Source organism: Escherichia sp. MOD1-EC6098 (assembly GCF_002965865.1).
In the GTDB taxonomy this organism is placed as follows: Bacteria; Pseudomonadota; Gammaproteobacteria; order Enterobacterales; family Enterobacteriaceae; genus Escherichia; species Escherichia marmotae.
Genome location: NZ_PTSN01000003.1, coordinates 123,198 through 147,289 on the forward strand (window position 1 = coordinate 123,198; position 24,092 = coordinate 147,289).

The window sequence follows — 24,092 nt, forward strand, 5'->3', positions numbered from 1 at the left end:
TGGTGGTGGGGGAAGGATTCGAACCTTCGAAGTCGATGACGGCAGATTTACAGTCTGCTCCCTTTGGCCGCTCGGGAACCCCACCAGGGGAAAGTAACGCTTGAGATGGTGGTGGGGGAAGGATTCGAACCTTCGAAGTCGATGACGGCAGATTTACAGTCTGCTCCCTTTGGCCGCTCGGGAACCCCACCACGGGGTAATGCTTTTTACTGGCCTGCTCCCTCATTGGGAAGCGGGGCGCATCATATCAAATGACACGCCGCTGTAAAGTGTTACGTTGAGAAAAATGAACTAGTTGCGTAATTTTCATCCGTAACGGATTAAAGGCAACCAGTTCTTTTGGCTGGCGATTAAAGAATAATCGTCCGGTTACCGTAAACAAAAACGCGCTGGGCCAAAACCTGGTAAAGCGCGCGGCTTAATACATTTTTCTCGACATCACGACCTGCCCGCATCATATCTTCAGCAGTGTAAGTATGATCCACATGAATAACGTCCTGCATGATGATTGGACCTTCATCCAGATTGTCATTTACGTAGTGTGCTGTTGCACCAATAATCTTCACCCCGCGCTCATACGCCTGATGGTACGGGCGTGCGCCAATAAATGCCGGCAGGAATGAATGGTGAATATTGATAATCTTATTCGGAAAGCGCGCCACGAACTCCGGCGTTAATACACGCATATATTTCGCCAGCACCACGTAATCAGGCTGATAAGCATCAATAGCATCTGCCATCTTCTGATCGTGTTCGTTACGACTTAATCCTTCATGGCTGACCAGTTCAAACGGGATATCAAAACGCTCCACCAGTGAACGCAAAGTGTCGTGGTTGCCGATGACTGCCGCTATTTCCACATCCAGTCCGCCATAAGTGGCTTTCATCAGCAGATCGCCAAGGCAATGTGCTTCTTTAGTGACCAGAATGACTATCCGACGACGACCGGCGGGAGTGAGCTCACGCACAGAACCTTCCGGCAATGCGCTATCGAGATCCGCCAGCAGGGTGGAATCATTAAATATGCCTTCCAGCTCCGTGCGCATAAAAAAGCGCCCGGTGCGGTGATCAACAAATTCATTGTTCTGCACGATATTTAACTCGTGCTTGTAGCAAATATTAGTAATACGCGCGATCAGACCCTTTTGATCCGGGCAAATGGTACGCAAAACTTTTCGTTGGAGTGAATGCATTGCTGGAAAAACCTTGTTGAGAGTGTTTGCTTAACCGTACCGTCAACCATTATTGGCCGCAGCACTTTTTAAATTTTTTACCTGAACCACAAGGGCAGGGATCGTTGCGGCCAAACTGTGGACGTGTACCGTCAATATAGTACCACTGACTGTTTTCTTTCAAAAATCGCGAACGTTCAATTATCGCTCCTGTTTTACCCTGTTCGGTAAATCGAGCGACGAAACTAACATAACCTACGTCATCACCTTCATGGTATGAGCGTTCAAATACGGTCAGCCCCAACCATTCGGTATGCGCAAATCCGGCCATCAATTCGGTACGCAACGCTGCAGCGCCACAGGATGGATGCCAGGTCTTTATTAAATAATCTGCGTCTTGCATCACAAAAGCGCAGTAACGCGAACGCATGAGATGTTCAGGATCAGGTGCAACCTTTTCACCAGACACATAAGGGTGGCAACATAGGCTATACTCGACAGCACTACCACAGGGACAAAGCTCAGACACAAATAATCTCCCTGGAAACAATAACGGCGTATTAATCGCCTGCGTAGCACTATGTTAACCGAGCAGTAGCGATGTGGCTACGGCTGCATTCCAGGGGAAGCTTGCAGGAATAATGAGAAAGATAAAAATAGGGCTGGCGCTAGGATCCGGCGCGGCGCGAGGATGGTCGCATATTGGCGTCATTAACGCGCTAAAAGAAATGGGCATTGAAATAGATATCGTTGCAGGATGTTCAATCGGTTCGCTGGTGGGCGCAGCCTATGCATGTGATCGCCTGTCCGCGCTGGAAGAGTGGGTCACCTCTTTTAGCTACTGGGATGTTTTACGGCTGATGGATCTCTCCTGGCAGCGTGGCGGATTGCTGCGCGGTGAGCGTGTATTCAATCGGTATCGCGAAATTATGCCGGAAACAGAGATAGAAAATTGTTCACGCCGTTTCGCTGCGGTCGCCACAAATTTAAGTACGGGGAGAGAACTGTGGTTTACCGAAGGCGATCTCCATCTTGCTATTCGAGCATCATGCAGCATTCCCGGCCTGATGGCACCGGTTGCTCATAACGGCTATTGGCTGGTTGATGGCGCAGTTGTTAATCCGATTCCTATTTCCCTCACGCGTGCGATGGGCGCTGATATCGTAATAGCGGTTGATCTCCAGCACGATGCGCACTTGATGCAACAAGACCTTCTTTCATTCAATGTCAGTACTGAAAATGATGACACTGAAGATGCTTTACCGTGGCATGCACGGCTGAAAGAGCGGTTAAGCAGTTTTACTGCGCGCCGGGCTGTCACGGCACCGACAGCGACAGAAATTATGACTACCTCAATCCAGGTGCTGGAAAACCGCCTCAAACGAAACCGCATGGCTGGAGACCCGCCTGATATTCTGATTCAACCTTTATGTCCGCAGATATCTACCCTGGATTTTCATCGTGCCAACGCCGCGATTGCGGCAGGACAATTGGCGGTAGAAAAGAAAATGGATGAACTTTTACCGCTGGTTCGAACTAACGTTTTAATCTGATTTTTTATCTACACTTAAGTTAATTCTGACAGGCACTGATGGCAATAGCATGTCACTATTGAATAAAGCCAGTCAGGGGAGAGAACATGACGCAGCCATTGGTCGGAAAACAGATTCTCATAGTTGAAGATGAGCCAGTCTTTCGCTCGCTTCTGGATTCGTGTTTTTCCTCATTGGGAGCGACAACGGTACTGGCGGCTGATGGGGTGGATGCCCTTGAGCTACTGGGAGGTTTCACACCCGATCTGATGATATGTGATATTGCAATGCCAAGAATGAATGGCTTAAAACTGCTGGAGCATATCCGTAACCGGGGGGATCAAACTCCTGTCCTGGTGATTTCTGCTACGGAAAATATGGCAGATATTGCGAAAGCGTTACGCCTGGGGGTAGAAGATGTTTTGCTGAAACCGGTTAAAGATCTTAATCGCCTGCGTGAGATGGTTTTTGCTTGTCTTTATCCCAGCATGTTTAACTCCCGGGTTGAGGAAGAAGAAAGACTTTTTCGCGACTGGGATGCAATGGTGGATAATCCCACCGCTGCCGCGAAATTATTGCAAGAATTACAACCACCGGTTCAGCAGGAGATTTCCCATTGCCGGGTTAATTATCGCCAACTCGTAGCTGTTGATAAACCTGGTCTGGTACTTGATATTGCAGCACTATCGGAAAATGATCTGGCTTTTTATTGTCTTGATGTAACCCGAGCTGGACATAATGGCGTCCTTGCCGCTTTGTTATTACGTGCGCTGTTTAATGGCTTATTACAGGAACAGCTTGCGCACCAAAATCAACGTTTGCCAGAGTTAGGCGCGTTATTGAAGCAGGTAAACCATTTACTACGCCAGGCCAATTTGCCTGGTCAGTTTCCGCTATTAGTCGGCTATTATCATCGTGAATTGAAAAATCTCATTCTGGTTTCCGCAGGCTTGAATGCGACGTTGAATGCGGGCGAACACCAGATTCAAATCAGTAATGGCGTTCCGTTAGGGACATTAGGTAATGCCTATTTGAATCAATTGAGTCAGCGATGTGATGCCTGGCAATGCCAAATTTGGGGAACCGGTGGAAGGCTGCGGTTGATGTTGTCTGCGGAATGAGCAAACGATAATTTTGGATAAAATTGCATTACCCGCTAATGTTGGCTGGTGGTACTATCGTCGCCATTCGTATAAGTAATTGTCTTAATTATGTTAACTCACATCCTTTTCGGAACCAGGCCTTGTCAGGGTACTGATATACTGGGATGTGATACAGAAATATGAACACGTTCAATACACGAACAGTCCAGGAGAATTTAAATGGCTGCCATTAACACGAAAGTCAAAAAAGCCGTTATCCCGGTAGCGGGATTAGGAACCAGGATGTTGCCGGCGACAAAAGCTATCCCGAAAGAGATGCTACCGCTTGTCGATAAGCCATTAATTCAATACGTCGTGAATGAATGTATTGCGGCTGGCATTACTGAAATTGTGCTGGTTACTCACTCATCTAAAAACTCTATTGAAAACCACTTTGATACCAGTTTTGAACTGGAAGCTATGCTGGAGAAACGTGTAAAACGCCAGTTGCTTGATGAAGTGCAGTCTATTTGTCCGCCGCACGTGACTATTATGCAAGTTCGTCAGGGGCTGGCGAAAGGTCTGGGGCACGCGGTATTGTGTGCTCACCCGGTCGTTGGTGATGAACCTGTGGCTGTTATTTTGCCAGACGTTATTCTGGATGAATACGAATCCGATTTGTCGCAGGATAACCTTGCAGAGATGATCCGCCGCTTTGATGGAACTGGTCATAGCCAGATCATGGTTGAACCTGTTGCTGATGTGACAGCATATGGTGTTGTGGATTGCAAAGGTGTGGAATTAGCGCCTGGTGAAAGTGTGCCGATGGTTGGTGTAGTAGAAAAACCGAAAGCAGATGTTGCACCATCTAATCTCGCTATTGTTGGTCGTTACGTACTTAGCGCTGATATTTGGCCGCTGCTGGCAAAAACTCCTCCGGGAGCAGGCGATGAAATTCAACTGACCGATGCTATTGATATGCTGATCGAGAAAGAAACGGTTGAAGCCTATCATATGAAAGGGAAGAGCCATGACTGTGGTAATAAATTAGGTTACATGCAGGCATTTGTCGAATACGGTATTCGTCACAATACACTGGGTACTGAATTTAAAGCCTGGCTTGAAGAAGAGATGGGCATTAAGAAGTAACATCTATAGCGATGTTTTCTACGGAACGGCATTGAGTTATCAATGCCGTTTTTTTATAGCTTATTCTTATTGGATAGTCTTAAAACGGACAATAAAAAATCCCGCCAATGGCGGGATTTTAAGCAAGCTGAATCTAAAAAAGATTATTGCTTGATCAGGAAATCGTCGAGAGATTTACCTTGCTCATCCATTGCTTTTTTGATTACTGCCGGAGTACGACCCTGGCCAGTCCAGGTTTTGGTTTCGCCGTTCTCGTCAACGTAGCTATATTTAGCCGGACGCTGTGCACGTTTAGCTTTGGTGCCAGATTTAACAGCAGCCATGCTATTCAGCAGTTCGTTCGGGTCAATACCGTCAGCGATCAGCATTTCACGATATTGCTGCAGTTTACGAGTGCGCTCTTCAACTTCAGCAGCAGCCGCACTTTCTTCTTCGCGACGTTCGTTAACGACAACTTCTAATTTTTCCAGCATTTCTTCCAGCGTTTCAAGTGTACATTCTCTTGCCTGCGCACGAAGAGTACGGATGTTGTTCAGAATTTTAAGTGCTTCGCTCATTGTAGTAATCTCAAACTTATATTGGGGTGGTTTGTTGAGGTAATAATAGAGCCTTAAATTCAGTTGTGCAATAGCCAGGAATGTAAGGAATTCAAAATTGTTCTTTATTTTGTGCCGCCAATAAATATCTTTTCATAAAATTAGTCAGAAAAGACGCGGCATATAGCCCTATTTGCATCGGTACTTTTGCACCACCTAAGGTTAAAACTTCCTGATTCATGTCACATTTTATGTAGGGATTAACATGTGCTGGCACCTTTTACTCTTCGGTATTAGTCATGTTTACGAAATCCCCTATTAAGCGAATGATGAAAAGTAGAACAGTTGCAATAAGTGCAGGGACTTTGTATTGCCGTATGCTGGAGGTCAACAGGGGGTTATTACTTGTGCAACAAGTTAAAGATTGTGAATAGTTACCAGGAGTCATTTACGCAGTTATAACAAGCAAAGCAGTCGCAATGATAGCTCTGAAGGATTATGCCATCCTTCTAAAAGAATGACGTATATACCTCTTCTGCGCGTACTGTTGCACTGTAAAACTGGCGAATTATGATAAACTTCAACCAACTTTATTTCATATCATTGAGGGTCTGTGGCTGATGGCACAGCTATATTTCTACTATTCCGCAATGAATGCGGGTAAGTCTACGGCATTGTTGCAATCTTCATACAATTACCAGGAACGCGGTATGCGCACTGTCGTATATACGGCGGAAATTGATGATCGTTTCGGAGCTGGGAAAGTCAGTTCGCGTATAGGCTTGTCATCACCTGCAAAATTATTTAACCAAAATTCATCATTATTTGATGAGATTCGTGCGGAGCATGAACAACAGGCAATTCATTGTGTATTGGTTGATGAATGCCAGTTTTTAAGCAGACAACAAGTATATGAATTATCGGAGGTTGTCGATCAACTCGATATACCTGTACTTTGTTATGGTTTACGTACCGATTTTCGCGGTGAATTATTTACCGGCAGCCAATACTTACTGGCATGGTCAGACAAACTGGTCGAATTAAAAACCATCTGCTTTTGTGGCCGTAAGGCAAGCATGGTGTTACGTCTCGATCAGGAGGGTAGACCTTATAACGAAGGCGAGCAGGTGGTTATTGGTGGTAATGAGCGTTATGTCTCAGTTTGCCGTAAACACTATAAAGAAGCGTTAGAAGTCGGCTCTCTGACGGCTATTCAGGAAAAACACCAACACGATTAATAAGATTTTCTTTACTGACAGGATGAACGGGACGCCTTTATCCTGTCAGTTCGTTTTACTAACTTCTTCCGAGTCATAAATCCTTCCCTACTCTTAACCATCGCTAAAAGTGTAACCAAACGGTTTTAGTGCTCCGATGCTTCGTCATCTACGAAGTAGAGTCGTTTACAGGTTATCGCAGTTTTCGCACATTAGATAACAGTATAAATATGAGAATACTAACGCTGCTGAGTTATTTGATCTTGCATAGTATCGGTTTATGACAAAAACAAAAAACGGCCCCAAAAGGGACCGTTTATACTGTTATACAGAGTTATTGATTAAGCGGATTTCTTCGCTTTTTTCTCTGCTTTAGCCGGAGCTGCTTCCTTTGCTGCTGGTGCACCTTCTACATAATCACGACCATAGTAGGTATCCAGCAGAATCTGTTTCAGCTCGGAGATCAGCGGATAACGCGGGTTAGCGCCGGTGCACTGGTCATCGAATGCATCTTCAGACAGTTTATCTACGTTCGCGAGGAAGTCAGCTTCCTGAACGCCAGCCTCACGGATAGATTTCGGAATACCCAGTTCTGCTTTCAGCGTTTCCAGCCATGCCAGCAGTTTCTCGATCTTAGCAGCAGTACGGTCGCCCGGTGCGCTCAGACCCAGGTGGTCTGCAATTTCAGCATAACGACGGCGTGCTTGCGGACGGTCATACTGGCTGAATGCAGTCTGCTTGGTCGGGTTGTCGTTTGCGTTGTAACGAATAACGTTACAAATCAGCAAGGCGTTTGCCAGACCGTGCGGAATATGGAACTGGGAACCCAGTTTGTGCGCCATTGAGTGACATACACCCAGGAAGGCGTTCGCAAACGCGATACCTGCGATAGTTGCTGCACTGTGAACACGCTCGCGTGCTACCGGGTTTTTAGCCCCTTCGTGGTAGGACGCTGGCAGGTATTCTTTCAGCAGTTTCAGCGCTTGCAGAGCCTGACCATCAGAGAACTCAGAAGCCAGTACAGAAACATAAGCTTCCATAGCGTGAGTGACTGCGTCCAGACCGCCGAAAGCACACAGGGACTTCGGCATATCCATAACCAGGTTGGCGTCAACAATCGCCATATCCGGGGTCAGCGCATAGTCTGCCAGCGGATATTTCTGACCAGTAGCGTCGTCAGTTACAACCGCAAACGGAGTCACTTCAGAACCTGTACCGGAAGTGGTGGTGACTGCGATCATTTTCGCTTTCACGCCCATTTTCGGGAACTTGTAGATACGTTTACGGATGTCCATAAAACGCAGCGCCAGTTCTTCGAAGTGAGTTTCCGGGTGTTCGTACATAACCCACATGATCTTCGCAGCGTCCATCGGGGAACCACCACCCAGCGCGATAATGACGTCCGGTTTGAAGGAGTTCGCCAGTTCTGCGCCTTTACGTACGATGCTCAGAGTCGGGTCTGCTTCAACTTCGAAGAAGACTTCAGTTTCTACGCCAGCCGCTTTCAATACGGAAGTGATCTGGTCAGCATAGCCGTTGTTGAACAGGAAGCGGTCAGTCACGATGAGCGCACGTTTGTGGCCATCAGTAATCACTTCATCCAGCGCGATTGGCAGGGAGCCACGGCGGAAGTAGATAGATTTCGGAAGTTTGTGCCACAACATGTTTTCAGCTCGCTTAGCAACGGTTTTCTTGTTGATCAGGTGTTTCGGACCAACGTTTTCAGAGATGGAGTTACCACCCCAGGAACCACAACCCAGAGTCAGGGAAGGTGCGAGTTTGAAGTTATACAGGTCACCGATACCACCCTGAGACGCCGGGGTGTTGATCAGGATACGGGCAGTTTTCATTTTCTGACCGAAGTAAGAAACGCGTGCCGGTTGGTTATCCTGGTCGGTGTACAGGCAAGAGGTATGTCCGATACCGCCCATAGCAACCAGTTTCTCTGCCTTATCTACCGCGTCTTCGAAATCTTTCGCACGGTACATTGCCAGAGTCGGGGACAGTTTTTCATGAGCGAACGGCTCACTTTCATCAACAACAGTCACTTCACCGATCAGAATCTTAGTATTTTCTGGAACAGAGAAGCCTGCCAGTTCAGCAATTTTATACGCCGGTTGACCAACGATAGCTGCGTTCAGCGCGCCATTTTTCAGGATAACGTCCTGAACTGCCTTCAGTTCTTTGCCCTGCAGCATGTAGCCGCCGTGGGTCGCGAAACGTTCACGCACAGCATCATAAACAGAATCAACCACAACAACAGATTGTTCAGAAGCACAGATTACGCCGTTGTCGAAGGTTTTGGACATCAGTACAGATGCAACAGCACGTTTGATATCAGCAGTTTCATCAATAACAACTGGGGTGTTACCTGCACCTACGCCGATAGCTGGTTTACCGGAGCTGTATGCCGCTTTAACCATACCTGGACCACCGGTTGCAAGGATCAGGTTAATGTCAGGGTGGTGCATCAACGCGTTGGAGAGTTCAACAGAAGGTTGATCGATCCAGCCGATCAGATCTTTCGGCGCACCAGCAGCGATAGCAGCCTGCAGAACGATGTCAGCAGCTTTGTTAGTTGCATCTTTTGCACGCGGGTGTGGAGAGAAAATGATGGCGTTACGGGTCTTCAGGCTGATCAGCGATTTGAAGATAGCGGTTGAAGTCGGGTTAGTGGTCGGAACGATACCGCAAATAATACCGATTGGTTCAGCGATAGTGATAGTACCGAAAGTGTCGTCTTCGGACAGAATACCGCAGGTTTTTTCATCTTTATACGCGTTGTAGATATATTCTGAAGCGAAGTGGTTTTTAATCACTTTGTCTTCAACAATACCCATGCCGGATTCAGCAACGGCCATTTTCGCGAGTGGGATTCGAGCATCTGCGGCAGCCAGAGCGGCGGCGCGGAAGATTTTGTCAACTTGCTCTTGAGTGAAACTGGCATATTCACGCTGGGCTTTTTTTACACGCTCTACGAGTGCGTTAAGTTCAGCGACATTAGTAACAGCCATAATGCTCTCCTGATAATGTTAAACTTTTTTAGTAAATCATCTGCTCGAATACGAGAGTATAGTCAGTGCGATGATGATTTGCTTAACCTTTGAAAATCAAAATCTTACTCGTGCTCACACTCACTGTGATTTACTAAAAGAGTTTAAACATTAGAGTCATTGAACTCTAATGCGTCACTTCCAGGTGGCGTAAGCAAGATTACTCACTTCTGGGTACTGATTGCGTGATCTAGATCAAAATTCAGCAAAGCTGACACCTTTCAGCTCCGCTTTTAGCTACAAAAGCTAATAGTTAATAAATTGTAGTATTTATTGTTGGCTACATTAGCATGTTTTGTACGTCTAGATAACAATAATGAATGATAGTGATTTTAAGCAGTTAGGAGGTGAAAAATGCTGCCAAAAGGCGTATTGTCAGCGCGTATTTTTTACCCTTGGTTATGACTAACATTATCCGGCCTTTGCTTCGGAGCTAACTGTGATTCAGACACTCTTTGATTTTCCCGTTTATTTTAAGTTTTTTATCGGGTTATTTGCGCTGGTTAACCCTGTTGGGATCATCCCTGTGTTCATCAGTATGACCAGCTATCAGACCGCGGCAGCGAGAAACAAAACAAATCTGACCGCCAACCTGTCGGTAGCGATCATCTTGTGGATTGCGCTTTTTCTTGGCGACACGATTCTGCAACTTTTTGGCATCTCGATTGATTCGTTCCGTATCGCGGGCGGCATTCTGGTGGTCACAATTGCGATGTCGATGATCAGTGGCAAACTTGGCGAGGATAAACAGAACAAACAAGAAAAATCAGAAACCGCAATTCGTGAAAGCATCGGCGTTGTACCGCTCGCATTGCCTTTGATGGCAGGGCCGGGAGCGATCAGCTCAACTATCGTTTGGGGAACGCGTTATCACAGCATTGGTTACTTGTTCGGTTTTTTTGTGGCAATCGCGTTGTTTGCTTTATGTTGTTGGGGCTTATTCCGTATGGCTCCCTGGCTGGTAAGGGTTCTGCGCCAGACCGGCATCAACGTGATTACCCGTATTATGGGGTTGTTACTGATGGCATTAGGGATTGAATTTATTGTTAATGGAATCAAAGGGATTTTCCCTGGCCTGCTCAATTAATTCCTTTCATCCGAAACGGAGTCATAGTGCTCCGTTTTTTCGTCATTATTTTTACTTTGGCCCAACGCAGTTATCAGAAGCAAACGAAATAGATAAATATTTTTTCTCACATTACAGCCAGTTATAAGAATATCCTTACCTCGCGCTCCTCCTCATCATGTTATTTTCGCGACATCATAATTCAGGGTCTTGCTGAAGAATAATTGAAATGATATTAGTAATTCCACTGGATTTGGTAGAGGAATGTGCTAAATAATGAGCTGTTGTTAAATTATTGTGCATTTCTCTATCATAATGGTTACCAGAAAAGACAGTCTTGCTTCCTAATTTTCTATCTTTATGTTTTTAAATGATTTTATTGGCGGCTTGATGGGGGGGTTAGGTACTGTCATGGTCAATAAAAGAGAATTGCTTAACAATTTTGCAAAATGTATTGGCGAGCAAGAAGCGCATTTGATACTTTCCGGCCAACCATCAGGCAATTTTATTGGTAATGGGAATTATTAACAATAAAAATTGCTGCAGTAAATAAATGTGTCTCGACAGGGGAGGCACAGTAAGAATCGACGTAAGGTGGTCGTCCGAATCACCAGAATAAACAAAGTCGGTGATAGTAAAGCGTAACGATAAAGTAACCTGGCAGCAGAAAGTCTCCGAATCTGTCCAGGGTCCCAATCCGGGATTACACATGCTGGTTCAAACCAGTAATTATAATGAGGGAGTCCAAAAAACAATGACCAACATCACCAAGAGAAGTTTAGTCGCAGCAGGCGTTCTGGCTGCGCTTATGGCAGGGAATGTCACGTTGGCGGCTGATGTGCCCGCGGGTGTTCAGCTCGCAGAAAAACAAACGCTGGTGCGCAATAATGGTTCTGAAGTTCAATCATTAGATCCGCACAAAATTGAAGGGGTTCCGGAGTCTAATATCAGCCGCGACTTGTTTGAAGGCTTATTGGTCAGCGATCTCGACGGCCATCCGGCTCCGGGCGTTGCTGAATCCTGGGATAATAAAGACGCTAAAGTCTGGACATTCCATCTGCGTAAAGATGCGAAATGGTCTGATGGCACGCCAGTCACTGCGCAAGACTTTGTATATAGTTGGCAACGTTCTGTTGATCCGAACACGGCGTCTCCCTATGCAAGTTATCTGCAATATGGGCATATTGCCGGTATTGATGAAATTCTCGAAGGGAAAAAACCGATTACCGATCTCGGCGTGAAAGCCATCGATGATCACACGTTAGAAGTTACATTAAGTGAGCCTGTTCCGTACTTCTATAAATTGTTGGTTCACCCGTCTACTTCTCCGGTGCCAAAAGCCGCCATTGAGAAATTTGGCGAAAAATGGACTCAGCCGGGTAATATCGTCACCAACGGTGCCTATACATTAAAAGATTGGGTCGTTAACGAACGTATCGTTCTTGAGCGCAGCCCGACTTACTGGAACAACGCGAAAACGGTTATTAATCAGGTGACTTATTTGCCGATCGCTTCTGAAGTTACCGATGTAAACCGCTATCGCAGCGGTGAAATCGATATGACTTATAACAACATGCCGATCGAGCTGTTCCAGAAACTGAAAAAAGAGATCCCGGACGAAGTTCACGTCGACCCATATCTGTGTACCTACTATTACGAAATTAATAACCAGAAAGCGCCATTCAACGACGTGCGCGTGCGTACAGCGCTGAAACTGGGTATGGACCGCGATATCATTGTTAATAAAGTTAAAGCACAGGGCGATATGCCAGCCTATGGTTACACACCTCCTTATACTGATGGTGCAAAATTAACTCAGCCGGAATGGTTTGGCTGGAGCCAGGAAAAACGTAACGAAGAAGCTAAAAAACTGCTGGCCGAAGCGGGTTATACTGCAGACAAACCGTTAACGATTAACCTGCTATATAACACGTCCGATCTGCATAAAAAGCTGGCCATTGCCGCCTCTTCGCTGTGGAAGAAAAACATAGGTGTTAACGTCAAACTGGTTAACCAGGAATGGAAAACCTTCCTTGACACCCGTCACCAGGGAACTTTTGATGTGGCTCGTGCAGGTTGGTGTGCCGACTACAACGAACCGACCTCCTTCCTGAACACCATGCTGTCGAACAGCTCGATGAACACCGCGCATTATAAGAGCCCTGCGTTTGACAGTATTATGGCGGAAACGCTGAAAGCCACTGACGAGGCGCAGCGCACGGCGTTGTACACCAAAGCAGAGCAACAGTTGGATAAAGATTCGGCCATTGTTCCGGTTTATTACTACGTGAACGCGCGTCTGGTAAAACCGTGGGTTGGAGGTTATACCGGTAAAGATCCGCTGGATAACACCTACACCAGAAATATGTACATTGTGAAGCACTAATGGCAATACGTGGGGTAGGCGAGTCCTGCTCCACGGTGTCTGGTTTTTATCGCATTACAGAAGGCACAGGCCAGAAGGTACGGCAATGTTAAAATTTATTCTACGTCGCTGTCTGGAAGCGATTCCGACGCTATTTATTCTTATTACTATTTCGTTCTTTATGATGCGCCTCGCCCCGGGAAGTCCTTTTACTGGTGAACGCACGTTACCGCCAGAAGTGATGGCCAATATAGAAGCGAAATATCATCTTAATGATCCGATCATGACACAGTATTTCAGCTACCTGAAACAACTGGCGCATGGCGATTTCGGTCCGTCTTTTAAATATAAAGATTATTCGGTCAATGACCTGGTTGCATCCAGTTTTCCTGTTTCTGCAAAATTGGGTGCCGCTGCATTTTTCCTCGCGGTGGTGCTGGGTGTGAGTGCTGGCGTTATTGCCGCATTAAAACAAAACACCAAATGGGACTATACCGTGATGGGGCTGGCAATGACCGGGGTGGTTATCCCCAGTTTTGTGGTTGCGCCATTATTAGTCATGATATTCGCGATCATTTTGCATTGGCTACCCGGCGGCGGATGGAATGGCGGGGCGCTGAAATTCATGATATTACCGATGGTGGCGTTGTCACTCGCCTATATCGCCAGTATCGCGCGTATTACCCGTGGTTCAATGATTGAAGTTTTACACTCCAACTTTATTCGCACTGCCCGCGCGAAAGGTTTACCTATGCGCAGAATTATCCTTCGCCACGCATTAAAACCTGCGCTGTTACCCGTACTTTCATATATGGGACCCGCATTTGTCGGCATTATTACCGGTTCTATGGTCATCGAAACCATTTATGGTTTACCTGGGATCGGGCAATTGTTTGTTAATGGCGCGTTGAACCGTGACTATTCATTGGTTTTAAGCCTGACCATTCTGGTTGGTGCATTAACCATTTTGTTCAATGCCATTGTCGATGTGCTATATGCGGTTATCGACCCGAAAATCCGTTACTGATACTGGAGCTCGCGATGATGTTAAGTAAGAAAAACAGCGAGACGCTGGAAAATTTCAGTGAAAAGCTGGAGGTCGAAGGGCGCAGTTTATGGCAGGACGCACGCCGTCGTTTTATGCATAACCGTGCGGCGGTCGCCAGTCTCATTGTACTGGTGCTGATTGCTCTGTTTGTTATCCTGGCACCGATGCTTTCGCAATTTGCCTATGACGATACCGATTGGGCGATGATGTCCAGCGCTCCAGATATGGAGTCCGGTCACTACTTTGGTACTGACTCATCCGGACGCGATCTGCTGGTACGTGTTGCAATTGGTGGGCGTATCTCACTCATGGTCGGGGTTGCTGCGGCGCTGGTGGCTGTAGTCGTAGGTACGCTTTACGGTTCGCTTTCCGGTTATCTTGGCGGCAAGGTGGACTCGGTAATGATGCGTTTGCTGGAAATCCTCAATTCCTTCCCATTCATGTTCTTCGTCATTTTGCTGGTGACCTTCTTTGGCCAAAACATTCTGCTGATTTTCGTGGCGATTGGCATGGTTTCCTGGCTGGATATGGCGCGTATCGTACGTGGGCAAACCCTTAGTCTGAAGCGCAAAGAGTTTATTGAGGCAGCACAAGTTGGTGGAGTCTCTACGCCCGGTATCGTGATTCGCCACATTGTGCCGAACGTGCTCGGCGTAGTGGTGGTGTACGCATCGCTACTGGTGCCAAGCATGATCCTCTTTGAGTCTTTCCTTAGCTTCCTGGGGCTGGGTACGCAAGAGCCGTTAAGTAGTTGGGGCGCATTGCTAAGTGATGGTGCGAACTCGATGGAAGTTTCGCCCTGGTTGCTGCTGTTTCCGGCCGGTTTCCTTGTGGTGACGCTGTTTTGTTTCAACTTTATCGGGGATGGCTTACGTGATGCCCTCGACCCGAAAGATCGTTAAGGAGTGCAGCCATGAGCGTAATTGAAACTGCAACCGTACCGCTTGCACAGCAACAGGCTAACGCACTGCTGAACGTGAAGGATTTGCGAGTGACATTTAGTACCCCGGACGGCGACGTCACAGCGGTCAATGATTTGAATTTTTCTCTGCGTGCCGGAGAAACGTTGGGTATCGTGGGTGAGTCTGGTTCCGGTAAGTCGCAAACCGCGTTTGCTTTAATGGGGCTGCTGGCCGCGAACGGACACATTGGTGGATCGGCCACTTTTAATGGCCGTGAGATCCTCAACCTGCCAGAACGCGAACTCAATAAACTGCGCGCTGAACAAATCTCGATGATTTTTCAGGACCCGATGACTTCGTTGAACCCGTATATGCGCGTCGGTGAGCAGTTGATGGAAGTGCTGATGCTGCATAAGAGTATGAGCAAGGCTGAAGCGTTTGAAGAGTCGGTGCGGATGCTTGATGCCGTAAAAATGCCGGAAGCGCGTAAGCGCATGAAGATGTTCCCGCATGAATTTTCTGGCGGTATGCGTCAGCGTGTAATGATTGCGATGGCATTGTTGTGTCGGCCTAAATTGCTGATTGCTGACGAACCTACCACTGCGCTGGACGTGACTGTGCAGGCGCAAATCATGACGCTATTGAATGACCTGAAACGGGAATTCAATACTGCCATCATTATGATCACCCACGATCTGGGTGTGGTGGCGGGGATCTGTGACAAAGTATTGGTGATGTACGCCGGGCGCACCATGGAATACGGCAACGCACGCGATGTCTTTTATCAGCCCGTTCATCCTTACTCTATCGGTTTACTCAATGCGGTGCCGCGTCTTGATGCGGAAGGTGAAGCTATGTTGACCATACCGGGAAATCCACCAAACCTGCTACGTTTACCAAAAGGTTGCCCGTTCCAGCCGCGCTGTCCACATGCGATGGAAATTTGTAGCAGTGCGCCGCCGTTGGAAGAGTTCACGCCAGGTCGCCTGCGCGCCTGTTTTAAACCAGTGGGGGAACTGTTATGAATGCTGTTACGGAAGAAAGAAAAGTTCTCCTGGAAATTGCCGATCTGAAAGTTCACTTTGAGATTAAAGATGGCAAACAGTGGTTCTGGCAACCGGCGAAAACCCTGAAAGCCGTTGATGGAGTCACACTTCGACTTTATGAAGGGGAGACATTAGGCGTAGTAGGGGAATCCGGTTGCGGTAAATCCACCTTTGCCCGCGCTATTATCGGCCTGGTTAAAGCGACCGATGGGCGCGTCGCGTGGTTAGGAAAAGAGTTGTTAGGGATGAAGCCTGATGAATGGCGTGCCGTTCGCAGTGATATCCAGATGATTTTTCAGGACCCGCTGGCGTCTCTTAACCCACGTATGACGATTGGCGAGATCATCGCTGAACCGCTGCGTACCTATCATCCGAAAATGTCACGCCAGGAAGTCCGTGAGCGCGTGAAGGCGATGATGATGAAAGTCGGCTTGCTACCTAACCTGATTAACCGCTATCCGCATGAGTTCTCCGGGGGGCAGTGCCAGCGTATCGGAATTGCACGTGCACTCATTCTTGAACCGAAACTGATTATCTGCGATGAGCCTGTTTCGGCGCTGGACGTGTCAATTCAGGCACAGGTAGTGAACCTGCTCCAGCAGTTGCAACGTGAGATGGGATTGTCATTAATTTTTATTGCTCACGATCTGGCAGTGGTAAAACACATTTCCGATCGCGTGCTGGTGATGTATCTCGGACACGCGGTGGAGCTGGGGACGTATGATGAGGTCTACCACAATCCGCTGCATCCTTATACCAAAGCCTTGATGTCGGCGGTGCCAATTCCTGATCCGGATCTGGAGAAGAACAAATCCATCCAGTTACTGGAAGGGGAATTGCCTTCGCCCATCAATCCTCCGTCTGGTTGTGTGTTCCGCACACGTTGCCCGATCGCCGGCCCGGAATGTGCCAAAACGCGCCCGGTGCTGGAGGGCAGTTTCAGACACGCGGTCTCTTGCCTGAAAGTCGATCCGCTTTAAAAACAAAAGGGCTGACAACCGTCAGCCCTTTTTCACACCAAAAGCGATATTTATTCACGCCAGATGATATGGCAAAGTTTGTGATCTTTTTCGCGACATAACAGGATACGGGCGAAAACATCGTTAATTTCACCATCTTCACTGTCCGCCAGACCAATCACCACTTCTGCAAAAAAGTCCGGGTTCAAATCGTAATCAACATGTTCCTGCCAGTCTTCTGCCGGGTCGAATAACTCCGCACCGCCACGTTCTTCAAACTGAAGATTGAACAGCAGAACATCCGCCGGATCGAGATTATCTGCGGCCAGTTCGAGAAAAATATCATAAGCCTGCTCAAGCGTTTCATCTTCAGTCAGGCGATTGTTTAAATCCATATCCATAGTCACTACCCGTTTAACATCTGTTGGCGACGTTTTACAGCAACGGACTGAAGAAGTAAAACAGTCGCTCGGCAACGCGCTGCCAGAGCGGTCGTTTTGCCCACAGCCGCGCATCAAGCAGACGTGAGCGCGAGATATAATCGTCCTGAACAGCAGCCAGGTCAGCACCAAAACCTTTATCGTCGATCGCCAGCGTGATCTCAAAATTTAACCACAGGCTGCGCATATCAAGGTTCACAGTCCCCACCAGACTTAGTTCGCCATCGACCAGCACGCTCTTGGTATGTAATAACCCGCCTTCAAACTGATAAATTTTAACCCCAGCGGCCAACAGTTCAGTAAAGAATGCGCGGCTGGCCCAGCCTACCAGCATTGAGTCATTTTTACGCGGCAGAATAATACTGACATCAACTCCGCGCTGTGCTGCTGTGCAAATCGCGTGAAGTAAGTCATCGCTGGGCACGAAGTAGGGCGTCGTCATGATTAAATATTCGCGTGCTGAATATGCAGCGGTGAGTAACGCCTGGTGAATCAGGTCTTCCGGGAAGCCGGGGCCAGAAGCTATGGTATGGATCGTATGACCGCTGGACTGTTCAAACGGCATAATATTGACATCAGGCGGCGGTGGCAGAATGCGTTTTCCGGTTTCAATCTCCCAGTCGCAGGAATAAATAATCCCCATGGCGGTAGCAATAGGACCTTCCATGCGGGCCATCAGGTCAATCCATTGTCCTACTCCCGCATCCTGTTTGAAGAAACGTGGATCGACCATATTCATGCTACCGGTATAGGCAATGTAATTATCGATCATGATCATCTTGCGGTGCTGGCGCAGATCCATGCGGCGTAAAAATACGCGCATCAGGTTAACCTTTAAGGATTCGACCACTTCGATACCAGCATTACGCATCAGCTCCGGCCACGGGCTGCGAAAGAAAGCCACACTCCCGGCAGAGTCGAGCATCAGTCGGCAATGAATACCGCGGCGGGCTGCGGCCATCAACGACTCAGCCACCTGATCTGCCATGCCGCCGGGCTGCCAGATGTAAAACACCATCTCAATATTATGGCGAGCCAGTTGGATGTCACGGATCAACGCCTGCATCACATCATCAGACTCGGTCATCAGTTGCAGTTGGTTACCTTTAACGCCCGCGATACCCTGACGGCGCTCGCAGAGCTTAAATAACGGCCCGGCGACACTGCTATTTTCTTCCGCGAAAATGTGTTTACAGGCTTTAAGATCGTTAAGCCATTTAGCCGTAGAAGGCCACATCGCTCTTGCACGTTCGGCGCGGCGCTTGCCTAAATGCAGTTCACCGACTGCCAGATAGGCAATAATTCCGACCAGAGGCAGAATGTAAATGACCAACAGCCAGGCCATAGCGGAGGGAACGGCGCGTCGTTTCATTAGAATGCGTAATGTTACGCCTGCAATGAGCAACCAGTATCCCAGAATGGCCAACCAACTCACCAACGTATAAACGGTTGTCATAGATTAGAAATCCTTTTGAAAGCGCATTGTTATGAGTTTACGCATATGGATTCATCTGGCAAATAAAAACACCGGAAAAGCACTGGTCAGCGTCGGGGGCGGAGGTATAATGACCACTCTGTTATTGCATAGAGTAGTTAACATGAAGCGGAGTAGAACGGAAGTGGGGCGCTGGCGCATGCAGCGTCAGGCTAGCCGACGGAAATCGCGTTGGCTTGAGGGGCAGTCGCGCCGAAATATGCGTATCCACAGCATCAGGAAGTGCCTTCTAAACAAACAGCGTAACTCGTTATTGTTTGCGATCTATAATATCTGAATGAGCCGGGCACCATCACGGTGCCCATCCGGTTTTATTTTTTCACAGTTTCGTTGCCATCATCGTCGTTCTTATCGCTGAAAATACCATGCCCGGAGTTCAGCAACATTGAGACGAGCATATCATTATTAACTTCTTCACCATTGAGAATACGCGCCAGGATTTCACTGCCGAACAGTTGCGGCGAGAGAATGATGTCCGGATGTACCATTTTAATTTTGTTGAGATTTTTGCTATCACTGACGGCAAGCACTGTTTTGACATCTTTGCTCATATCTTTAGCCGACAGGACGACAAAAGCGTTATCTGCATCGTTATCACTGAGCGCCAGAATAGCCCGGCAGTGATCGATTCCCGCTTTCTTTAATACCGAACTGTCATTGCTGTCCCCGGAAATAACATCAGCATTGTCACCTAATCGCTGTTCGAGTTGTTTGATGTCATCTTCTGGCAGATTACTGATAACAGTCACATTTTGTCCGCGTTGATTCAGTTGCAGAATCGTGTTGATTGCCAGAATGGAGTGCCCGCAAACAATAAAGTGATCTTTACGATTCATCGTATGCTTGTTTCCTTTCACAAGTTTATTGAATCCTCCGCGGATAAGCGGACCAAAAATAGACGTCATGGAGGTGGCGAAAACAGTAATGCCGGAAATAATGACCGAAATAGTAAACAGACGTGCCGATTCAGAAACAGGGACGATATCGCCATAGCCCACCGTTGACATCGTTTCTATCGAAAAATAGAAGGCCGTCATCAGACTCTCTATTCTCGGATTAAAACCTTCGCTTAAATAAAGCGCGCCATAGGTGGAATAAAATAGTAACGTCGTAAAACTAATAAAAGCGAAAATTGTTCCGGCTGCGGCACTACTGTGGGAGAAGTCTTTGCGCAGCACCAGCAAAATCACCAGTGTAAAGATGCAAAACCCAATGCTGAATTTCAGCCAGGGATAGAAGTGTAGGGTGTAGATAAGTGTAATCAGCAATAAAATGATACTGATCGCCCACGCCAGTTTTGCCCGAAACAGCAAGCCGATTGAGTTCAGTACAAGAAAGACACCCAGCATAAACAGAGGTGCATTCGCCAGAAGGGAGAGGTCAAGTTCTGAAAATGCCTGGATATGGAAAATATCGAGCAGATTGACCGACATGCCATAGATTGTTTTGAAAATAAGCAATCCATTTAGAAAGACGGCCAACGCGATAATATCGTGCCGTAGTGTCACCCATAAATTTACCGCTGTTTGCCGGAATGTAGCCCAGTGACTCACTGATACCTCTGTAACCACAATTTTGTTTAATTATCTTTACGCGTACATAATGTGAACATACATACGACTCATGAATGTGTTAATCAATAGTAGATGACTTTATCCGTCGCAATCAAAGGTTTTAAGGCGCTCTGTCGCATAAGGGGAGGATATTATGTATTTTTCCCCTGAATATGCTGATGATATATCAGGATATACAGATAAAGTTATTAACTGTTTGTTGCTGCTGGAGCAATCATTGTGTGGTGTACCTAAGCCAGGAAACAATAAATAAGGGCACGATTTTCACCATCGTGCCCCTTAGAAGAAGAGAAAATGTTCAGAATACTTTTTTGAAGGGTTTCACTGATACTTGTTCATATACACCGGCCGCTACGTAAGGATCGGCATCGGCCCAGGCTTGCGCTGCTTCCAGAGATTCAAATTCAGCAATCACCGTCGATCCGGTAAAACCCGCGGCACCCGGATCATTGCTATCAACCGCAGGCATTGGTCCTGCCGTCAGTAAACGGCCTTCATCATGCAGTAATTGTAAACGTGCTAAATGTGCCGGACGAACGGAAAGACGTTTTTCGAGGCTATCGGCTTTGTCTTGAGCGTAAATAACATACAACACGGGCGCAACTCCTTGTTCGGAAAAGTTGTAAAGTACGTTATTTGAAAGGACAAAGATCTGCAACGGAAAGATGATGTCTTTGTTAAGGCTGTACTTAAAGTAAGGTCAATTGAGCCAAAAAATGCATTTTCACTGATCCTGATCGCCTTGCCTTATTGAATATGATTGCTATTTGCATTTAAAATCGAGGCCTGGTTTTTCTACTGAAACGATTATGACTTCAATGACCCTTGATTTACCTCGCCGCTTCCCCTGGCCGACGTTACTTTCGGTCTGCATTCATGGTGCTGTTGTGGCGGGTCTACTCTATACCTCGGTACATCAGGTTATTGAACTACCTGCGCCTGCGCAGCCGATTTCTGTCACCATGGTTGCACCAGCGGATCTTGAACCGCCACAAGCTGTTCAACCGCCGCCAGAGCCGGTGGTGGAGCCAGAGCCGGAACCTGAGCCGATACCAGAGCCGCCAAAAGAAGCGCCGGTGGTCATTGAAAAGCCGAAGCCGAAACCTAAGCCAAAACCGAAGCCGGTGAAAAAGGTGCAGGAACAGCCAAAACGCGATGTTAAACCGGTAGAATCGCGCCCGGCGTCACCGTTTGAAAATACGGCACCGACTCGCCCGACATCCAGTACGGCAACGGCTGCAAGCAGCAAGCCAGTTACCAGTGTGGCGTCAGGTCCGCGCGCACTAAGCCGTAATCAGCCGCAGTATCCAGCGCGCGCGCAGGCATTGCGCATTGAAGGGCAGGTCAAGGTTAAATTTGACGTTACACCGGATGGCCGGGTGGATAACGTACAAATTCTTTCTGCCAAACCTGCGAATATGTTTGAGCGTGAAGTGAAAAACGCGATGCGCAGATGGCGTTACGAGCCGGGTAAACCAGGGAGTGGAATTGTGGTAAACATTCTGTTTAAAATTAATGGCACCACCGAAATTCAGTAAGCAAAAACTCAAAAGCCTCCAACAGGAGGCTTTTGACTATTACTCAACGGGTAAAGTGCGAGGCTTTCCTTCAGGATCAACAGCGACATACTTAAATAACGCTTCTGTCGCTTTATAGCGTTGCCCAATCGGTTCGGACGCCACTTTTTTCACCCACACTTCAATATTGATACTGACCGATGTTGTCCCTTTTTGGACACAGCGTGCATAGCAGCACACCACATCACCGACTGCTACAGGTCGCAGAAAGGTCATGCCTTCCACGCGAACGGTCACGACGCGACCGTGTGCAATTTCTTTTGCCAGAATGGCACCGCCAATATCCATCTGCGACATCAACCAACCACCAAAAATATCGCCATTAGCATTGGTATCGGCAGGCATGGCTAAAGTTCGTAAAACCAGATCGCCCTGGGGGACGTTATGTGTTGTTGACATGGTAAAACCGACTAAAAAGGAAAATCACAGGCGCGATGCTACTATGATTTTCCTGATGAGAACAGAGGAGATGCAGCGCCAGTCCCGCAGGACTGGCTGGCAGATTATGATTTATCTTCCTGTGGCATGTGGCGATAGATATAGATACCGCTTAACAGTGTGAAGATTAAGGTGAGGGCGGTCAGACCAAACACTTTGAAGTTGACCCAAATATTTTGTGGCAGCCAGAATGCGATGTAGATGTTCGCCAGCCCACAAAGGATAAAAAAGATTGCCCAGGCCAGATTCAGCTTCGACCACACCGGTTGTGGCAGAGTAAGCTCTTTACCCAACATACGTTGAATCAGCGGTTTCTTCATTACCCATTGGCTAACCAACAGGGCACCGGCAAACAGAGCGTAAATGACGGTGACCTTCCATTTAATAAACTCATCATTGTGGAAGAACAGCGTCAGACCACCGAAGACGGCCACCAGAACAAAGGTGATCAGGGCCATCTTCTCAACTTTACGAAAGCGAACCCAGCTATAAATAAGCACAATCGCCGTGGCGACGATCAGCGCCGCAGTTGCCGCATAGATGTCATAAATCTTGTAGAACGCGAAGAAGACAACCAACGGTAAAAAATCAAGAAACTGCTTCATTTTACGATTCCGTAATCAAATGCTTCAGGATTATTGGCGAATTAACATGTACAGGCGGAACAGATAGATGAGCAATACGGCTGAAATCAGATTGCTCAAGGTGTTCGCCAGTACAGCGCCAATTTCTGGGGTTAATGCGGCAAACGAAGAGGCAAACAGCAACAACAATGTTTTTGCCAGTAACCAGCTCAATACCGCAGGTGCCACCAGACGCATATTCGCCCATGTCAGTCGCATACTGCTGCGCATGGAGGCGAAAACGCCCATTTTATCCTGGACCAGCATCACGGGGGCCAGTGCTAACAGGATGGCCATGATGATACCAGGAACGACCACCAGCATGATGCCTATTTGCACAATTAACGTCGTCAGAAGGATTAGCAAGAATAACTTCGGTAATACCGGAGCGCTCGCGCCAATTGCCCGTAATGCGCTGACCCGCTGACCTGCGGACACTAGCTGGATAATTAATAATACGCCGCCCGCGAGAATGGCGTTACCGATTAATCCTGAAAAGGTGGACGCGGCAGACGCACGCAGCAAAATTTGCTGCTGTTCCGGGGACATATTTTGTACCAGATCGAACAACCCACCGCTGCCACTAACGGGAACACCGTCATTGAGCTGCGCAAGTTGTGCGTCACTGGGTGAGAAAACATGTCCTAACACCACTGTGATAAATGCACATAGCAGTGATACCAGCAGAATGGTCATAAATTGATTACGGAAGAAATTTCCGGTGTCACGGTATACGGACTGCGCCGTGATAGACATGCACTCTCCTTGAGTTTTATGCAGGTGTTAATTAGCGGGCAATTGTACCCTGGTTAGCCTCT

General features: G+C 47.5%; 23 protein-coding genes and 2 tRNA genes. 12 read left to right on the plus strand and 13 right to left on the minus strand.

Annotated features, from left to right (window positions below; translation table 11 throughout):
• The 4 genes from C0K55_RS05170 to C0K55_RS05185 form a co-directional block, all read right to left on the minus strand.
• Positions 1-85, minus strand: a tRNA-Tyr gene (locus C0K55_RS05170).
• Positions 86-106: 21 nt separating this feature from the next.
• Positions 107-191 (minus strand) — tRNA-Tyr (locus tag C0K55_RS05175).
• Between the two features lie 159 nt (positions 192-350).
• On the minus strand, positions 351-1,193 hold the full coding sequence (purU, locus tag C0K55_RS05180) for a formyltetrahydrofolate deformylase (protein ID WP_000555861.1): 843 nt from the start codon (positions 1,191-1,193) through the stop codon (positions 351-353).
• Between the two features lie 49 nt (positions 1,194-1,242).
• Complete coding sequence (locus C0K55_RS05185) at positions 1,243-1,701, minus strand: YchJ family protein (protein WP_085448993.1); 459 nt, start codon at positions 1,699-1,701, stop codon at positions 1,243-1,245.
• A gap of 112 nt (positions 1,702-1,813) precedes the next feature.
• Here C0K55_RS05185 and rssA point away from each other — a divergent pair, with 112 nt between their 5' ends.
• The 3 genes from rssA (at position 1,814) to galU (ending at position 4,935) form a co-directional block, all read left to right on the plus strand.
• Positions 1,814-2,725, plus strand: coding sequence for a patatin-like phospholipase RssA (rssA, locus tag C0K55_RS05190; protein WP_024191887.1), 912 nt, complete (start codon positions 1,814-1,816; stop codon positions 2,723-2,725).
• Between the two features lie 86 nt (positions 2,726-2,811).
• Positions 2,812-3,825, plus strand: coding sequence for a two-component system response regulator RssB (gene rssB, locus C0K55_RS05195; protein WP_105265989.1), 1,014 nt, complete (start codon positions 2,812-2,814; stop codon positions 3,823-3,825).
• 201 nt (positions 3,826-4,026) lie between these two features.
• Complete coding sequence (gene galU / locus C0K55_RS05200; RefSeq protein ID WP_000719000.1) at positions 4,027-4,935, plus strand: UTP--glucose-1-phosphate uridylyltransferase GalU; 909 nt, start codon at positions 4,027-4,029, stop codon at positions 4,933-4,935.
• 143 nt (positions 4,936-5,078) lie between these two features.
• Here galU and hns read toward each other — a convergent pair whose 3' ends face one another.
• The gene (gene hns, locus C0K55_RS05205) at positions 5,079-5,492 is read right to left on the minus strand and encodes a histone-like nucleoid-structuring protein H-NS (protein WP_001287385.1); all 414 of its coding nucleotides are present in this window, start codon (positions 5,490-5,492) and stop codon (positions 5,079-5,081) included.
• 599 nt (positions 5,493-6,091) lie between these two features.
• Between hns and tdk the strand changes: the two genes are divergently transcribed.
• Positions 6,092-6,709: a thymidine kinase gene (tdk, locus tag C0K55_RS05210; protein ID WP_000068068.1), complete on the plus strand. Its 618-nt coding sequence runs from the start codon at positions 6,092-6,094 to the stop codon at positions 6,707-6,709.
• 320 nt (positions 6,710-7,029) lie between these two features.
• On the opposite strand, the gene adhE is transcribed toward tdk, so the two are convergent.
• Positions 7,030-9,702, minus strand: coding sequence for a bifunctional acetaldehyde-CoA/alcohol dehydrogenase (adhE, locus tag C0K55_RS05215; RefSeq protein ID WP_000301631.1), 2,673 nt, complete (start codon positions 9,700-9,702; stop codon positions 7,030-7,032).
• 478 nt (positions 9,703-10,180) lie between these two features.
• On the opposite strand from adhE, the gene ychE reads away from it, so the two are divergent.
• The 6 genes from ychE to oppF all read left to right on the plus strand — a co-directional run bounded on the left by ychE (position 10,181) and on the right by oppF (position 17,148).
• Entirely contained in the window at positions 10,181-10,828 is a 648-nt protein-coding gene (gene ychE, locus C0K55_RS05220) for an NAAT family transporter YchE (RefSeq protein WP_000616766.1), read from the plus strand.
• 733 nt (positions 10,829-11,561) lie between these two features.
• Positions 11,562-13,193, plus strand: coding sequence for an oligopeptide ABC transporter substrate-binding protein OppA (gene oppA / locus C0K55_RS05235; protein ID WP_105266002.1), 1,632 nt, complete (start codon positions 11,562-11,564; stop codon positions 13,191-13,193).
• An 85-nt stretch (positions 13,194-13,278) separates the two neighbouring features.
• Positions 13,279-14,199, plus strand: a complete 921-nt coding sequence (oppB, locus tag C0K55_RS05240; RefSeq protein WP_000911114.1) for an oligopeptide ABC transporter permease OppB — start codon at positions 13,279-13,281, stop codon at positions 14,197-14,199.
• 14 nt (positions 14,200-14,213) lie between these two features.
• Complete coding sequence (gene oppC, locus C0K55_RS05245) at positions 14,214-15,122, plus strand: oligopeptide ABC transporter permease OppC (RefSeq protein ID WP_000979659.1); 909 nt, start codon at positions 14,214-14,216, stop codon at positions 15,120-15,122.
• Positions 15,123-15,133: 11 nt separating this feature from the next.
• Complete coding sequence (oppD, locus tag C0K55_RS05250; protein WP_000110968.1) at positions 15,134-16,147, plus strand: murein tripeptide/oligopeptide ABC transporter ATP-binding protein OppD; 1,014 nt, start codon at positions 15,134-15,136, stop codon at positions 16,145-16,147.
• Complete coding sequence (gene oppF / locus C0K55_RS05255) at positions 16,144-17,148, plus strand: murein tripeptide/oligopeptide ABC transporter ATP-binding protein OppF (protein WP_000994879.1); 1,005 nt, start codon at positions 16,144-16,146, stop codon at positions 17,146-17,148. Before oppD ends, oppF begins: the two co-directional genes overlap by 4 nt.
• A gap of 50 nt (positions 17,149-17,198) precedes the next feature.
• On the opposite strand, the gene C0K55_RS05260 is transcribed toward oppF, so the two are convergent.
• Together C0K55_RS05260 and cls are read right to left on the minus strand one after the other, a co-directional pair.
• Positions 17,199-17,528, minus strand: a complete 330-nt coding sequence (locus C0K55_RS05260; RefSeq protein WP_000366964.1) for an HI1450 family dsDNA-mimic protein — start codon at positions 17,526-17,528, stop codon at positions 17,199-17,201.
• A 34-nt stretch (positions 17,529-17,562) separates the two neighbouring features.
• The gene (cls, locus tag C0K55_RS05265; RefSeq protein WP_000214527.1) at positions 17,563-19,023 is read right to left on the minus strand and encodes a cardiolipin synthase; all 1,461 of its coding nucleotides are present in this window, start codon (positions 19,021-19,023) and stop codon (positions 17,563-17,565) included.
• A 142-nt stretch (positions 19,024-19,165) separates the two neighbouring features.
• On the opposite strand from cls, the gene C0K55_RS25870 reads away from it, so the two are divergent.
• Positions 19,166-19,339, plus strand: a complete 174-nt coding sequence (locus C0K55_RS25870; protein ID WP_122983112.1) for a YciY family protein — start codon at positions 19,166-19,168, stop codon at positions 19,337-19,339.
• 34 nt (positions 19,340-19,373) lie between these two features.
• Here C0K55_RS25870 and kch read toward each other — a convergent pair whose 3' ends face one another.
• The gene (gene kch / locus C0K55_RS05275) at positions 19,374-20,615 is read right to left on the minus strand and encodes a voltage-gated potassium channel protein (RefSeq protein WP_000020081.1); all 1,242 of its coding nucleotides are present in this window, start codon (positions 20,613-20,615) and stop codon (positions 19,374-19,376) included.
• A 319-nt stretch (positions 20,616-20,934) separates the two neighbouring features.
• On the minus strand, positions 20,935-21,231 hold the full coding sequence (locus tag C0K55_RS05280) for a YciI family protein (protein WP_000967596.1): 297 nt from the start codon (positions 21,229-21,231) through the stop codon (positions 20,935-20,937).
• Between the two features lie 223 nt (positions 21,232-21,454).
• On the opposite strand from C0K55_RS05280, the gene tonB reads away from it, so the two are divergent.
• Positions 21,455-22,174 (plus strand): TonB system transport protein TonB, encoded by a 720-nt coding sequence (gene tonB, locus C0K55_RS05285; protein WP_001516503.1) that lies wholly within the window; start codon positions 21,455-21,457, stop codon positions 22,172-22,174.
• A gap of 39 nt (positions 22,175-22,213) precedes the next feature.
• On the opposite strand, the gene yciA is transcribed toward tonB, so the two are convergent.
• The 3 genes from yciA to C0K55_RS05300 form a co-directional block, all read right to left on the minus strand.
• Entirely contained in the window at positions 22,214-22,612 is a 399-nt protein-coding gene (gene yciA, locus C0K55_RS05290) for an acyl-CoA thioester hydrolase YciA (protein WP_000108161.1), read from the minus strand.
• Positions 22,613-22,716: 104 nt separating this feature from the next.
• Positions 22,717-23,256: a septation protein A gene (locus C0K55_RS05295; RefSeq protein ID WP_000808656.1), complete on the minus strand. Its 540-nt coding sequence runs from the start codon at positions 23,254-23,256 to the stop codon at positions 22,717-22,719.
• A 30-nt stretch (positions 23,257-23,286) separates the two neighbouring features.
• The gene (locus C0K55_RS05300) at positions 23,287-24,030 is read right to left on the minus strand and encodes a YciC family protein (protein ID WP_001516502.1); all 744 of its coding nucleotides are present in this window, start codon (positions 24,028-24,030) and stop codon (positions 23,287-23,289) included.
• Positions 24,031-24,092 lie beyond the last annotated feature (62 nt).

Excerpts from the sequence above, each read along its gene's own strand:
- C0K55_RS05300 (WP_001516502.1), bottom strand. The coding sequence starts at position 24,030 with ATGTCTATCACGGCGCAGTCCGTATACCGTGACACCGGAAATTTCTTC.
- rssB (WP_105265989.1), top strand. The coding sequence starts at position 2,812 with ATGACGCAGCCATTGGTCGGAAAACAGATTCTCATAGTTGAAGATGAG.
- tonB (WP_001516503.1), top strand. The coding sequence starts at position 21,455 with ATGACCCTTGATTTACCTCGCCGCTTCCCCTGGCCGACGTTACTTTCG.
- yciA (WP_000108161.1), bottom strand. The coding sequence starts at position 22,612 with ATGTCAACAACACATAACGTCCCCCAGGGCGATCTGGTTTTACGAACT.
- oppB (WP_000911114.1), top strand. The coding sequence starts at position 13,279 with ATGTTAAAATTTATTCTACGTCGCTGTCTGGAAGCGATTCCGACGCTA.
- C0K55_RS05260 (WP_000366964.1), bottom strand. The coding sequence starts at position 17,528 with ATGGATATGGATTTAAACAATCGCCTGACTGAAGATGAAACGCTTGAG.
- adhE (WP_000301631.1), bottom strand. The coding sequence starts at position 9,702 with ATGGCTGTTACTAATGTCGCTGAACTTAACGCACTCGTAGAGCGTGTA.
- rssA (WP_024191887.1), top strand. The coding sequence starts at position 1,814 with ATGAGAAAGATAAAAATAGGGCTGGCGCTAGGATCCGGCGCGGCGCGA.
- C0K55_RS05295 (WP_000808656.1), bottom strand. The coding sequence starts at position 23,256 with ATGAAGCAGTTTCTTGATTTTTTACCGTTGGTTGTCTTCTTCGCGTTC.
- oppA (WP_105266002.1), top strand. The coding sequence starts at position 11,562 with ATGACCAACATCACCAAGAGAAGTTTAGTCGCAGCAGGCGTTCTGGCT.
- tdk (WP_000068068.1), top strand. The coding sequence starts at position 6,092 with ATGGCACAGCTATATTTCTACTATTCCGCAATGAATGCGGGTAAGTCT.
- oppD (WP_000110968.1), top strand. The coding sequence starts at position 15,134 with ATGAGCGTAATTGAAACTGCAACCGTACCGCTTGCACAGCAACAGGCT.
- galU (WP_000719000.1), top strand. The coding sequence starts at position 4,027 with ATGGCTGCCATTAACACGAAAGTCAAAAAAGCCGTTATCCCGGTAGCG.
- purU (WP_000555861.1), bottom strand. The coding sequence starts at position 1,193 with ATGCATTCACTCCAACGAAAAGTTTTGCGTACCATTTGCCCGGATCAA.
- cls (WP_000214527.1), bottom strand. The coding sequence starts at position 19,023 with ATGACAACCGTTTATACGTTGGTGAGTTGGTTGGCCATTCTGGGATAC.
- hns (WP_001287385.1), bottom strand. The coding sequence starts at position 5,492 with ATGAGCGAAGCACTTAAAATTCTGAACAACATCCGTACTCTTCGTGCG.
- oppF (WP_000994879.1), top strand. The coding sequence starts at position 16,144 with ATGAATGCTGTTACGGAAGAAAGAAAAGTTCTCCTGGAAATTGCCGAT.
- C0K55_RS25870 (WP_122983112.1), top strand. The coding sequence starts at position 19,166 with ATGAAGCGGAGTAGAACGGAAGTGGGGCGCTGGCGCATGCAGCGTCAG.
- oppC (WP_000979659.1), top strand. The coding sequence starts at position 14,214 with ATGATGTTAAGTAAGAAAAACAGCGAGACGCTGGAAAATTTCAGTGAA.